Raw genomic sequence first — 13,235 nt, 5'->3', positions numbered from 1 at the left:
CCTGTCAATTGTACTATAACCAGTTTACTCCGAGAAAATAAATAATGCGACTATTGTTTGGATCAGCGTGTTTAAAATTAAAATTACATTGTGACAAATATATGACAAATAAGTGTCTAACTTTAAAAAATGATACTTGTGACAAAAAAGTGTCAAATAGTGTTGCTTTTTTTTCTGTTTACTCTTAGAATTGAAATTGTAACAAAACGTTCACATTTTATTCTTTCATCATGTTCTACATAAAATGCACGAGCGAAACTTTTTATAAAGGAGTAATGACTAATGATTACATTATACGTATCCCCAAGTTGTACGTCTTGTCGAAAAGCTAAAGCGTGGTTAGAAGAGCAGAACTTAGAATTTAATGAAAAGAACATTTTCCATGAACCATTGACGAAAGAAGAAATTAAGCAGATACTCAGCCTGACAGAAGAAGGCACCAGCGAACTTATTTCATATCGCTCACAGGCCTATCAGGCACTGTCCGAGGATATTGACGATTTATCTCTGAATGAATTACTTGAATTATTCGAAAATGAACCAAGTCTGATCAGACGTCCAATTATTTTGGATGACCGACGCCTGCAGATTGGGTATAATGAAGAAGAAATCCGATGCTTCCTGCCTCGGAAAGTCAGAGAACTTGAACTTGCAGAAATACATCGTAAACTATCTGTTGAAGAAACGGCATAAAAATAGGAGTAGGGATTAACGAATCTCTACTCCTATTTTTTTTCATCGATGTTATCTTCATAATAATCCCCATTATATTCCTGTTCGATTTCTTCATCATTTATATCACTATTCTCTTCTTCATACTCATCATCAACACTGTCTGAATCACTCTTAATTTCTACTTCCTTAGTAGGTTTGTCAGAATCTCCTTCAGCCCTGTCTTGTGATTTCTCGGTATCTTCCCCTAAAATCTTCTCCCTGTATTCTTCCTCACTGTAAAGAAAGACATTATGGACTATCTTTAGTATCGGACGCATTAGTAGAAAGAAACTGGCAAAAATATACAAATACATTCCCACTGTATCCAGATCTGTGAATGTCTGGACGAGACTACCTGTGAGGTAGAGAATACCTGTAAATAAATCATTTCCAAGAGAAATAATTGTGTAGTAGTTTTGGAAATAAATTCTGAACCTTCCAGCTTTGACTATAACATCTTCTTCTTTTCCAGGACTCACATCGTGCTCTTTTGTTTCTATTGTAGGCATCTATACTTCCCTCCGACACTGATAATCCCTTACTTACCCCTACTCTAGCATATATCTTAAGCTTTTATAAGTTATACGCATAGAAAAAGAGATCCCCTCTAAAAGGCGATCTCTTTCCTTTTCTACTGCTTGACGCCACCTGCTGTGACACCTCCGATAATATATCGGGAGAGGAATGTATAGAGCAGGATAAGTGGGATGATTGAAAGGGCAATCCCCATGTACATCGCACCAAATTCTGTTCTGTATCCGTCTGTTGTCAGTAGCTGTACCAACATAGGCAGAGTATACATTGACCGTTCATTGATCAAAATCAACGGAAGCAAGAAGTTGTTCCATGATCCGATAAATCCGAAGATAGCCATCGTAGCCAGGGCTGGTCTCATCAACGGTAGAATAATTGTATGGAAAATCTTAAGCTCACTTGCACCATCGATTCGAGCTGAGTCGACTAATGCTGGATGATAAATCGTTTCAAGATACTGTTTCATGAAGAAAACCGTGGGTGCACTTGCAACCGCAGGTAAAATCAGAGGAATGTAGTTGTTCAGGAGACCAATGTTTGCAATGAAACGATAGAACCCGATAATGCTGACCTGTGATGGAATCATTATGAGCATTAGGATAAGTCCCCACATGATCTTCTTCCCTTTAAATTCATATACGATCAGCGCATAAGCAGTCAGAGATGAAAAATAGAGACTCAACGTTGTCGCACTTGCAGCGATGAAGAATGAGTTTCCATACCCTTGAAGGATATTGAATCCTCTGCCTCTTAGGAAAGTCCAGTTGTTCCACGCATTGCCTCGTGGAATCAGTGACAAGCCCTGCTGAATCTGAGGAGCTGTTCTCGTTGCATTGACGATAACGATCCAGAAAGGCAGTATGCTCAAGAGCGTCAGTAAACCGAAAAATACATAGAGCAACGTACGCTGCGCTTTCAATTTTTTAGCATTACTAGTATCATACATACCTTATTTCACCCCTTTTTTAATTTGCTTGGAAGAACGTGTACGGAAACTGTTAAAGACAAGCAAGCTGAAGGCTGTTGTCATCAGCAGCAGGACAACAGAGGCTGTCGCTGCAACATTCAAGTTTCGTCCACCTTGGAATGCCTGTTTATAGATAAATGTAATCATTGTCTCTACAGACTGCTGAGGTCCTCCTCCAGTCAGTAGATAAGGAATATCAAACATCTGCAGACCACCAATTAGTGAAGTGATCAAGACATATAGTGTGATCGGCTTCATCAATGGCATTGTAATTTTAGTAAATGACTGCCAGTCTGTGGCCCCATCTACTCGAGCAGCGTCGAATAAATTCTCATCAATTCCTAGAATTCCTGCCTGAAGAACAATGGTAGTCTGTCCATACCACATCCAGAACTGAATGAACGAGACGATCAGTCGTGTCATGACAACACTTCTGAAGAAGTCTACTGGACTATCTACCAGGCCGCCGGACAGTAAGAACTGGTTGATCGGTCCACGAGGATAACTGAATAATGAACTGAAGATGACTGCTACAGATGCAGCAGTAATAATGTTCGGTAGATAAAACAGACTCTTGAAGAATCCGATTCCTTTAAGATTCAGTCGTCTGCTGGTAAACCAGTATGCCAGTAAGAAGGCCAGAACGATCTGAGGGATAAAATTGACTACCCATAAGATGAACGTATTGGAAACTGCTCTTCTGAACAGCATATTGTTATAAATATTCTGGAAATTACGGAATCCAACAATATTTGCTTCCGTTGCCCATCCGGCCAGGTCTGTGAAAGATAGATAAATGGTGTAGAACATAGGATAGAAGTTAAAGGCCAGGAAGAACAGAAAGAACGGTGCCATGAATACGTAACCCCATTTGTCATGATTTTTACGTTTGGCCAGTCTCTTCTGTTTTCCGGTCGCAGTTGTGGTCGTTGTAGTTGTTGCCATATAGAGTCTCCTTCCCATGTAGCGGAGAAAGTGCAGTGAGCACTTATATAAAGTGATCGACTGCACTTTCATTGTGCTACATTAAACTTTTAATTAATCTACTTGAATGTCAGGGTACAGACTTTGTACTTCCATTCTGAATGCATCAAGTGCTTCTTCGAGTTCCATTTCACCTTTAGAGTAAGGTGTCAGAGCCAAGTCATCGAACGCACCGCCGATAGACTGGTCGTATTCTGTAATGATAGACCCGTCAATTCTTTCGATTCCTTCAGCAAAAGCATCATAGTGGTTCTGACCACCCAGGAATTCCATTTCGTAGTCGCCACGGACTTCGTCAACAACGCCTTGGTGTGACACGACGTCTCCAGTGTCTTCAGCCCATGCTCTCATGAAGTTCTCGCTTGTGGTCAAGTACTCGATTAAGTGCGCAGCTTCATCCTGCATGTCTGATGTCTGAGTAATTCCAATCCATGTTCCACCACGGAAATATGGTTCTGGTCCAGTAACCATACGCCAGTTTCCTGCTGTCTGATCACCATTCGGTACTAACCAGAAGTGCATGCCCCATGTAGGCAGGCTGTAACCTAAAATTTCATCACCATTCATACCTGCGAAGTATTCTTCACCTTGAGGATCAGCATCCATCATCAGGCCTTCTTCAACCATTGTTCTGGCAGTTTCCATCAGTTCATAAATCTGCTCATCAATAACGAGCTGATTGTCAACGACCCATCCCTGTTCACGTGACATATAGTAAGGATGTGCCAGATCTCCACGACCGGAAATCATGTAAACTGATCCGTCAGTAGCATCTCTCAGTTCGCGGGCTGTATCAAGGAATCCATCCCAGTCACCAATTGCTTCCTGCATTTCATCTTCTGATTCAATACCTAAGTGCTCACTAGCCAGATCCTGGCGGTAGAAGAACGCACCAGGTGTAGTCTGCCATGAGTTCATGACGAAGGTTCCATCTTCTTGCGTACCGATATCTACTACGTAATCGTAGGTGTTTTCAGCACCTTCCATCAGGCTGTCATACTGACTCAAGTCAACCAGCATGCCTGACTCCACGTATTTCTTAACAAATGCCTGCTCAGCAAAGATGACATCCGGTGCACTGTCTGTATTGAATACCGGGTCAAGCTGAGTTTCAAATTCTTCAGTCGGAACAATGGAAATGTTGATTTCATAACCAAGATCTGAAAACTCTTCTAAATAATAATCATTAATCATCGTCTGGGCTTCATCAGTAAATGTCCATACATCCAGGACTCCAGCTCCTCCTGTAGTTGGCGCTTCAAACTCTTCGCCATCTTCAGTTTCAAGAACTTCGCCCTCCTCGCTACCATTATCTCCTGTATCTCCAGTATCCCCTGCGTCCCCACCAGCACCTGTATCTCCGTTCCCACATGCTACTAGTGCCAATGCTGATAATGTAGTTAAACCTAGAAGAAGTCTCTTTTTGATCATTTGTTAACCCTCCATTTTTTTCTTTTTTAGTCTCATCTTTTTAATGACAATTTAGTGTAAAGGCTTTCAGTTGATTAGAAAAAAATTTGCTTTTATTATAATAAATCGCTTACATTTGAGTATAAACAAATTTGTCGTCCTTAATTTGAAATGATATAAAAATGCCGGACAAATCGTTTCATCATCGCAAGTGTTTTTGAATTGACTGACTACTTGACCCCCTTTTATATTTAGTACATTATTCACCTCCATATCGTTTGATTGACCAACTGATAAAACGCTTACACTACCGGATAAAAAAATTTATTAGTTTGTTTAAGTTACAAACTAATATTCCTTACAAGCCTATAATAATCTTTTTCCTGGTAAAACGCAACAGTTTTTTTTTTTTTTTTTTTTTTTGACACTTTAATGACTTAACATTACGTAATTCGTTACAAACAATTAATAATTATATTTTAATGCAAAAAGTGAGAAGCCTATCTTTTATGACAAAACTCCTCACATTTGTGTGCTTTTATTTTCTTTTTCTTAAAATGATAACTGATATAACTCCGACCAGGATGACACCCACTATTCCTCCGTATACAAGTACACCAGCCAAGACTGAATCCTCTTCAGAAGCTGTTTCTCCTGCTCCTTCTACACGAACAAGCTCGAGTTCTCCAAATACGGAAGGATTCTGAAACGCTTGGCCGGTCAGATCGTTCCAGACCGCTACACTTTCTCTGCTCCCGGAGTCGGCATCATTGATCTGCAGATCAAATCCGATACTGTCACCTGATGCAGGTGAGGATTCGACCCATGGAATAGCCATATGGACAACGTAGCCCTCTTCTGTTTCAAAAACTACTGACTCTATTGACGTATTATCTGTCATTTCACCGAATGTCTCTTCTCCTTCGGCGTTGACACGATATTGCCCTGCACCTGTTTCATATGATGTCGATCGATCAAAGCTCTCTTCTACAAAGACTTCGACTGAGTCCTGCTCCCATGGATTTTCTCCTGTGACACTTCGGGAGGAGTCACTCACCTGAATTCTGACGTAAAGGTTATCTTCATCCCATAATACTCGCCCTGATCCTGTTGCTCCCTGCCATGCCAGCTGGTATCTGTCCAGGTTCAGTTCTTCAGAATTTTCCCAGAGGTCATCAGTATTCTCAGACAAATCAGGTGTTCCATACGCCGCCTGACCTGTCCTTACCTCAGCTGCTTCTCCATTCCCCTGATGCTGAGCCAGGAAGGCTTCCGGATCTGCTACTGCATAATAAGCTTGCTTCGCCTGCAGATTTTCATCAAACAGCAGCGGGTTGTTTTCAGATCTCCAGCTGGTTGCATCGTTCAGTCCCCAAAATGTCACTCGGGAAATGACATCAGCATGCTCCTTATAAATAGCAAACAGTTCGGCATACAAAAGTGCTTGAGCCAGCTCTTCTTCTTCACTCAGCTCTCCAGATGAGCGAGAGGTGATATCCAGTTCAGTCACTCCAATTTCAACACCCAGTTCTCTGAAACGTTCGATGGACTGTCTTACATTGTCTGCAATCGTGCTGGCATTGTAATGGCCTTGCATTCCTACACCATCGATAAGCAGTTCTCCAGGGTTCTCTTCTGCATATGTTTCATTAATTTCCTGAACCATATAGTAAATGGCTCTGGACTTGCTCTGGTTATCATCATTGTAATCATTGTAGTACAGTTTAACTTCTTCCCAGCCGTTCTCGTCCAGAACTTCTCTAGCTTTCCTGTACGCCAGCTCAAGGTAGTCATCTCCTATGGCATCATACCAGTCGGATCGTCTAAGCATGTCACGCCAGTTTTCAGGGTCTCTAGGATTGTCATTCATTGCCTCATTAACCACTTCCCACGCAATGACGTCATCGCCATAATGTATAATCGTTTCTTCTATATGTGTGTACATATTTTCCAAAGCTTCTTCTCTGGACAGCAGCTGACCATCGACAGTATGAAGCCATTCAGGTGACTGCTGGTGCCATACCAGCACATGTCCATGCAGATAGAAGCCCTCCTCCTGAATGCGGTCCACCAGTCTCTGCTGGTCATTGAAATTGAATGATCGTGAAGAGTCATAGGCATATTCCGGCTTCATGGCATTTTCGGCTGTGACAAGATTATGATGGTGTCTGAGCAAGTCCAGACGCTGCCCTTCCATTTCAGTCATTGATACTGCATTCCCAATCAGAAAATAATCTTCATAAATGTCCTTAAGAGGAGTAAGGTCTGTCTGGACTGACACATCTGTGGCAGAATCTGCTCTTTCCATGCTAAAGTCGTCTATCAGGTACGACACTGTAGCATTGCTTGTGGTTTCGACATACACTGTGACAAAATTATCCACGATTGCATCATATCGGTATGTCCCCTGCAGTTGGACCCAGTCTCTAGGCGATACAGACTGGGAATCGATCGTCTGATAACTGGCATTGTCTCCCTCACCTATTTGCGTGGATAACTGTAAGTCTGCTGTTGCTTCCCCGTCTATTTTTGCCCATACAGAGAATGTATACTCGACTGACTGCTCGATCTGCTCTTCTATTCTAAGAGACGGGCCATTCCAAGGCTCACTTCGTTCACTTACTCTTAAGGAGTATTCACCCGTTCTGGCGTCATCACCTGTCACTTCAAGTTCTTCATTGTCCCCTCTCGGTTCAAACATTAATCCATCATCTTCGAAACTGGTGGACCATTCATCACTATTATCAGCTCTAACTTGAATAGGCGGGATAATAGTAAGGACCAAAGTCAGTATTATTAGTATTTGTTTTAGTTTTTTCACTGTCTTAACCTCTCATTCCATTGTTATCGCTTACATATTCACTTCTTAATCATACAACAGTTTGCGAATAATTCAACCATTAATTTATTTATTAAACTAACCAACTTACTTTACCAATTGAACGAGTACCTGGCTAACTGTATTCTTTATTCTTATGTATACAAAAAAGCACGGACCAGAGGCCCGTGCTTTTTTCGCAACTTATACTATTTTCATACTATAAGCGAGAAAGAAAAGTTCACATCAATTCTTCCTCCGATACCAACTTCCTGTTGTGATGCCTAAGCATCTGTACCGTGCAGAGTCTCCATATACTATGGAGTCCTCGACTCATCGCATAACAAGTACTTTATCATATTTCGGCATGTTACGCAAGCCTTTATTCATTTACTGCTTTCAGCCAGCTGCTCGCTATCAGTCCGTGACCGGCTACAGTCGGATGGACACCGTCATCTCCTGTGTAATAGCTGAACCCGTCCCTTATTCCAGCCGCATTTAAAAGTCCATCCAGCGGAATGAGTTCAGTCTGATAATCTCTGGCCATCTTCCTGACGATCTGAATTCGTTTATCCAGGTCATTCCTCCAGCCCACTCTATCTTTCGGATAAGGCAGGACAAAAGGCTCCATTAAAATGACTCGAGCATCCGTTCTCTGGTGAAGCGATTTCAGAAGAAAGCGGTAGTCTGATTCAAACTCATCCAGTTCTTCATCTGTCAGTTCTACTCCGTCATTCTGATTACGCCACGTGTCATTTACACCTATAAGAAGTGTGACGATGTCAGGATTAATAATCAGGCAATCATCTTCCCATCGCCTTTTAAGATCTTTCAGACTGTCTCCGCCAATACCCCGATTCAAAACTGTCAGCCTCTTCGCCGGATAGCGTGACTGAAGATGCGAAGCGACCATCAATGGGAATCCCTTACCTAAATCTTTGCCGTCCATACGGTCACGGCCCACATCTGTTATGCTGTCACCGATGAATAGCAACGTATCATTTTTGTTGATTTTCATTATTTTCCTCCTAGAAGGTGCCCTGTCTATTTATTTTCCTGCATAAAGTTATAGACGGCTCCAATCAGGTTAGCATCATTTTTGAACTCACACGTTTCAATCACTGGACGAAAAGGGGTGTGCTGCAGACGTGCAAATAGAGAGTCAAACTCAACTTCGATGCGCTCAAGGATCCCGTCCATACTGGATACGCCTCCCCCGATTACTATCTTCTCTGGATCAAACGCATAAGCAAGGTTGTAAAGTCCCATAGTCAGATACATAAAGAAGGTGTCTACTTCTTCTTTAGCTATGACATCCCCCTGATTGGCAAGTTCAAACACCGCCTGTCCATCTATATCATCGTAACTCATCCCCATCCGCTCTGCATAACGACGGGACATGGCCACCGCTGTACCAATCTGACTGAATGTCTTAGTTTCATTAAGGAGCATGAAGCCGAACTCTCCACCGAATAAATGCGGCCCATGATGGACTTTTTTATTGACGATAACTGCCCCACCGATTCCCGTTCCAATCACCACGAAAAGAACATTGTCGTTATCTTTCGCAGCCCCTTTCCATACTTCAGCCAGACCTGCGCTGTTTGCATCATTTTCAAATGACACAGGCAGTCCAAACATCTCTTCGAGTTCATCATATATAGGGAAGAAGTGGAGGTATCTGACTGCACTGACTCCTTCTATCTGCCTGTCGATCTGATTGACCGCTCCGGGAGCCGAAAATGCGACTCCTTCAAGACTGTAAGTCGAATCAGCCTCTTCTTTCACACGAGAAAGTTGAGCTTTCATCTCTGCCCAGGTCTGCGGTGTTTTAAACTTCCCTTTATCTGACAAAGATTCATCAGACCAGATTCCATACTTAACTGATGTTCCTCCAATATCAAAAGCCAGTATTGCCATTATACCTCTCCACCTTCGCTAATAGTCTATTTTATCTTCTTACCAGACAGCAACCGTCCCGTCTGTTCTTGGTTCTGTCCCTCCGATCAGCACACCGTTCTCATTTCTAAGAATGATCTGACCTCTTCCAAACTGACCTTTTTCTAAAGTCACCTCTATGTCATGACCCCGGTGCTTCAGATCTGTCAGTACAGAGAATGGAAACTCCGGTTCAACGAGAACTTTCCGTCCTTTGACCCACTGCCATCTAGGTTTGTCCAGAGCATCCTGAGGGTTCAGTCCAAAGTCTATCATTGACTGTATCACTTGAAGATGACCTTGTGGCTGCATATGTCCACCCATAACGCCAAAAGGCCCCATCGGCTGCCCTTCTTTTGTAAGGAAACCGGGAATGATGGTATTGAAAGGCCGCTTAGCCGGCGCAAGGGTATTCACATGTCCTTTTTCGTTTGTGAACCCAACGGCCCGGTTATTCAGACTGATGCCAAATTCCGGAATGACTGCCCCTGAACCGAAGCCCATGTAATTACTTTGAATGTATGAAATCATATTGCCTTCAGCGTCAGCTGCCGCAAGGTAGACGGTTCCTGATGAATCACTGATACCTGGTACAGCATCTATCGCATCATGACCGATCAGCTCTGCTCTTTCCTTTGCATATCTTTCAGAAAGCAGCTCTTCCGCACTTACCGTCATCCTCTCAGGATCGGCAATAGTCAAATTCCCGTCAGCAAAAGCCAGTTTGATTGCTTCGATCTGCTTATGTAGCGTCTCAGCGTCATCTTTTCCAGCCAGTTCCAGATGTTTAAGAGAGTTAAGCGCCATTAATGCTACGATTCCCTGTCCATTTGGCGGCATCTCCCAGACTTGGTAGCCTTTATAATCTACAGAAACAGGATCGACCCATTCCGGCTGGAAGGATTTAAGATCATCCAGTCTCAAGCTTCCTCCATGTCTTCTGGAAAATGCATCAATGGCTTCCGCAATCTTGCCATTATAGAAAGCATCCGCTTCTGTCTCACCGATCAGTCGAAGACCTCTGGCATGGCCGGGAAGTTTAATAATATCCAACGCCTGTTTCGCTGTACCTTCTGGTGCAAAGACCTTGAACCAGGACTCGAGTTCCGGGTAATTATCTTTCTCTTTAGAAAAGCGTTTGAAAGTACGTTGAAAGGCCTGTGAAACAGTATTCGTAATGACGTACCCCTCTTCAGCAATTTTCGCAGCTGGCTCCAGTACCTCTTTCAATGGAAGTTTCCCGTGTTTTTTACTTAAAGCAGCCCATCCGGCAGGAACCCCAGGAACAGTGACCGCATTGATGCCAAACGTTGGAAAGTCCTTTTCTTTCGTCAGATATGGATCCGGATCCAACCCTTGAGGAGAAGGTCCACTTGAATTCAGCCCATGCAGTTTTCCGTCTTTCCATAAAATACTGAAACTGTCTCCACCGATGCCATTAGACCCTGGCTCCACAACCGTAAGCGTCGCAGCTGTTGCTATAGCCGCATCAATAGCATTTCCCCCTCTTTTCAGTATATCAAGCCCGACTTGAGCCGCTACCGGATGTGATGTAGCAACCATCCCATTCCTACCTGCAGCTAGTTCTCTCCGTGATGCATAATGAAACGCCCCTGCATCGTAATTTTCATTCCCCATTCTATTTCTCCCCTCATATGTAGTATCGGATTGTGGATCCGATACTTAAACCTTTCAATCAGTTAATCCTTCAGTTGGATGATCTCAATCTTATATCCATCCGGGTCTTTTATAAAGAAGTAAGACGCTGCGCCGTCGGATAATCCTGTCAGTTCTGTGACATCCTGACCAGACTGACTAAACTCTTCGTGAGTATCTTCAAGGTTCTCTACCCCTATTGCGATGTGTCCGTATCCATTCCCCAGATCATACGGCTCTTCCTGATCATAATTATATGTCAGCTCAAGCTCGACTTCATCTCCCGGCAACGCCAGATAAACCAAGGTAAACTTATAATCGGGATAATCCAGACGACGCACTTCATTCATTCCTAGAACATCTTTATAAAAAGCTAATGATTTGTCCAGATCTTTTACTCTTACGCAAGTGTGCAGCATTCTTTTTCTCATCGGTAATTCCTCCTAAATGATTATGTTTTCATTTTGCCTTACTTTCATCAGACCGTCAAGCAAACAAGTATGAGGAACAGCTTATATCTTCGCACTTTTGAAAGCGTTATAATTATTTTTGGTATTATTCGAAAAAGGCTTGACTATCTATAATGTATGCGTTATCATTTACTTAGAAACAAAGTTAGTAGCAGTACTACTAGTTTTCTTTTTCATAAATCATCTCCTTTCTATGCAAAAGAACCCCTGCGGAAACAGGGGTTCTTTTTTGCGGTCAGCTTCTCTCATAAAGTTCTAGAGGGAGTCCATCCGGATCCTTGAAGAAGGTGAACAATCGTTTAGTATAGGGATCCGTTCTTACCTCTTCTACTTCAATCCCCTTGCTTTCCAGCTCTCGTTTTGCTTCTACTACATCATCCACTTCGAAACATAAGTGTCTCAATCCTACCGCTTCAGGTCCATTTGCTCTTGCGGGAGGATCTGGAAATGAGAACAGTTCAATTTGAGCATTTCCTGCTTCCAAGTCCAGTTTATACGACTCTCTTTCCTCTCTGTACACTTCCCTGATGATTGTAAATCCCAAGGTTTCTGTGTAAAAATTTTTAGACCGATTGTAATCACTTGCGATTATTGCTACATGATGAATACCATTAAACATGCTTTGTTCCTTCTTCCTTTAAAGTTATAATTTATGTCCCTTTGCTTTTATGTTTCAATAAGCGTATAGTATTATGATAAAGAATCTTACTTACACAGTTTACTACATAATAGATTGAAGGCGAAACCTATGGACATTTCATTAGTTATTTTCGATCAGCTGCTTCAGATGTTTTTCATCATGATGTTTGGATTTATCCTTGTTAAAATAAAATTTCTCAATATGGGCGGCAGTCAGCAACTGGCCAACATCGTGACAAAGTTTGTCATTCCGATCGTCCTGATGCTCTCTTTTCAACAGGAATACGATAGTGGTCAGCTTCAGCTGCTTCTGACCTCTCTCATAGGCGCCCTTGCCATTACGCTGTCACGCATTTTTATTGCTCACACGGTACTAAGAAACCGTTCCAAAATCGACCGGTATGCCATCGTCTTCTCGAATACGGCATTCATGGGCATCCCTATTATTTTACCTATACTTGGATATGAGGGCATTTTTTACTTATCCATGTATATTGTAGTTTCAGCTATCTTTCAGTTTACATATGGAATATGGATGCTTTCTGAAGGTAATCAACCGATCACTATAAAATCTATATTGACTAATCCAGCTAGTATCGGTGCGTTTGTTGGTTTCGGCCTGTACATCACCCGTATCCCGCTGCCTGATGTTTTATATAACAGTCTGGATACGATTGGCGGATTAAGTTCTCCTCTAGGAATGATCCTGCTTGGAGGCTATCTAGCCAGAAGTCAGTTCAAGGAAATATTCTTTGTCAAATCCAACTACTGGATCGTATTCATTCGTTTACTGATTGCTCCAGCCGTCGCTCTTCTATTAATCTGGCTCTTACCAATCAATGATCCTTCCGTGCTGCTGGTACTTGCCATAGCGAACTGTACACCAACTGCTGTAAACACCGCGCTCTTTTCACAGTTATATGGAGGCGATTATGAATATGGTGCGCGCATCATTATTCTGGCCAGTTTCTTCTCGATCGTAACCATGCCGCTGGTCATCAGCTTATCAACCCTACTGCTTTTATGACCAGGCGTTAAATGACTTGTTAATACGAAAGCCTCATTCTTTGCCGATTCGTGCCTGGTGCATGGCTTTGGGAAAATG

Annotated in this window: 12 protein-coding genes; 2 read left to right on the top strand and 10 right to left on the bottom strand. The window is 42.5% G+C overall.

The features are described from left to right. Positions 1-282: 282 nt before the first annotated feature. A complete protein-coding gene (spx, locus tag BMX79_RS00850) occupies positions 283-693 on the top strand; it encodes a transcriptional regulator Spx (protein ID WP_091478322.1) in 411 nt (136 codons plus the stop codon). 32 nt (positions 694-725) lie between these two features. On the opposite strand, the gene BMX79_RS00845 is transcribed toward spx, so the two are convergent. The 10 genes from BMX79_RS00845 to gloA2 all read right to left on the bottom strand — a co-directional run bounded on the left by BMX79_RS00845 (position 726) and on the right by gloA2 (position 12,110). Next, entirely contained in the window at positions 726-1,223 is a 498-nt protein-coding gene (locus BMX79_RS00845) for a YrhK family protein (RefSeq protein WP_091478321.1), read from the bottom strand. 122 nt (positions 1,224-1,345) lie between these two features. Next, the gene (locus BMX79_RS00840) at positions 1,346-2,194 is read right to left on the bottom strand and encodes a carbohydrate ABC transporter permease (protein WP_091478320.1); all 849 of its coding nucleotides are present in this window, start codon (positions 2,192-2,194) and stop codon (positions 1,346-1,348) included. Positions 2,195-2,197: 3 nt separating this feature from the next. Continuing rightward, complete coding sequence (locus BMX79_RS00835; RefSeq protein ID WP_091478318.1) at positions 2,198-3,160, bottom strand: carbohydrate ABC transporter permease; 963 nt, start codon at positions 3,158-3,160, stop codon at positions 2,198-2,200. A 93-nt stretch (positions 3,161-3,253) separates the two neighbouring features. After that, entirely contained in the window at positions 3,254-4,630 is a 1,377-nt protein-coding gene (locus tag BMX79_RS00830; protein ID WP_246117606.1) for an ABC transporter substrate-binding protein, read from the bottom strand. Positions 4,631-5,147: 517 nt separating this feature from the next. Next, on the bottom strand, positions 5,148-7,430 hold the full coding sequence (locus BMX79_RS00825; protein ID WP_143059403.1) for an endo-1,4-beta-xylanase: 2,283 nt from the start codon (positions 7,428-7,430) through the stop codon (positions 5,148-5,150). Positions 7,431-7,809: 379 nt separating this feature from the next. Next, positions 7,810-8,445, bottom strand: a complete 636-nt coding sequence (locus tag BMX79_RS00820) for an SGNH/GDSL hydrolase family protein (protein ID WP_091478315.1) — start codon at positions 8,443-8,445, stop codon at positions 7,810-7,812. A gap of 26 nt (positions 8,446-8,471) precedes the next feature. Continuing rightward, entirely contained in the window at positions 8,472-9,347 is an 876-nt protein-coding gene (locus tag BMX79_RS00815; protein WP_091478313.1) for an ROK family protein, read from the bottom strand. A gap of 39 nt (positions 9,348-9,386) precedes the next feature. Next, on the bottom strand, positions 9,387-11,003 hold the full coding sequence (locus BMX79_RS00810; RefSeq protein ID WP_091478311.1) for a gamma-glutamyltransferase family protein: 1,617 nt from the start codon (positions 11,001-11,003) through the stop codon (positions 9,387-9,389). A 62-nt stretch (positions 11,004-11,065) separates the two neighbouring features. Further along, entirely contained in the window at positions 11,066-11,452 is a 387-nt protein-coding gene (gloA, locus tag BMX79_RS00805) for a lactoylglutathione lyase (protein WP_091478310.1), read from the bottom strand. 274 nt (positions 11,453-11,726) lie between these two features. Next, a complete protein-coding gene (gene gloA2, locus BMX79_RS00800) occupies positions 11,727-12,110 on the bottom strand; it encodes an SMU1112c/YaeR family gloxylase I-like metalloprotein (RefSeq protein ID WP_091478308.1) in 384 nt (127 codons plus the stop codon). 129 nt (positions 12,111-12,239) lie between these two features. Here gloA2 and BMX79_RS00795 point away from each other — a divergent pair, with 129 nt between their 5' ends. Continuing rightward, positions 12,240-13,157, top strand: a complete 918-nt coding sequence (locus BMX79_RS00795; protein WP_091478307.1) for an AEC family transporter — start codon at positions 12,240-12,242, stop codon at positions 13,155-13,157. The last annotated feature ends 78 nt before the right edge of the window (positions 13,158-13,235 follow it).

This window comes from Alkalibacterium pelagium (assembly GCF_900109325.1).
GTDB lineage: Bacteria > Bacillota > Bacilli > Lactobacillales > Carnobacteriaceae_A > Alkalibacterium > Alkalibacterium pelagium.
The sequence above is the reverse complement of the archived record's forward strand: the minus strand, read 5'-3'. Positions and strand labels throughout refer to the sequence as shown.

What these genes read in the sequence shown, in the direction of transcription:
- spx (WP_091478322.1), top strand. Translation starts at nt 283, where the DNA reads ATGATTACATTATACGTATCCCCAAGTTGTACGTCTTGTCGAAAAGCT.
- BMX79_RS00845 (WP_091478321.1), bottom strand. Translation starts at nt 1,223, where the DNA reads ATGCCTACAATAGAAACAAAAGAGCACGATGTGAGTCCTGGAAAAGAA.
- BMX79_RS00840 (WP_091478320.1), bottom strand. Translation starts at nt 2,194, where the DNA reads ATGTATGATACTAGTAATGCTAAAAAATTGAAAGCGCAGCGTACGTTG.
- BMX79_RS00835 (WP_091478318.1), bottom strand. Translation starts at nt 3,160, where the DNA reads ATGGCAACAACTACAACGACCACAACTGCGACCGGAAAACAGAAGAGA.
- BMX79_RS00830 (WP_246117606.1), bottom strand. Translation starts at nt 4,630, where the DNA reads ATGATCAAAAAGAGACTTCTTCTAGGTTTAACTACATTATCAGCATTG.
- BMX79_RS00820 (WP_091478315.1), bottom strand. Translation starts at nt 8,445, where the DNA reads ATGAAAATCAACAAAAATGATACGTTGCTATTCATCGGTGACAGCATA.
- BMX79_RS00815 (WP_091478313.1), bottom strand. Translation starts at nt 9,347, where the DNA reads ATGGCAATACTGGCTTTTGATATTGGAGGAACATCAGTTAAGTATGGA.
- BMX79_RS00810 (WP_091478311.1), bottom strand. Translation starts at nt 11,003, where the DNA reads ATGGGGAATGAAAATTACGATGCAGGGGCGTTTCATTATGCATCACGG.
- gloA (WP_091478310.1), bottom strand. Translation starts at nt 11,452, where the DNA reads ATGAGAAAAAGAATGCTGCACACTTGCGTAAGAGTAAAAGATCTGGAC.
- gloA2 (WP_091478308.1), bottom strand. Translation starts at nt 12,110, where the DNA reads ATGTTTAATGGTATTCATCATGTAGCAATAATCGCAAGTGATTACAAT.
- BMX79_RS00795 (WP_091478307.1), top strand. Translation starts at nt 12,240, where the DNA reads ATGGACATTTCATTAGTTATTTTCGATCAGCTGCTTCAGATGTTTTTC.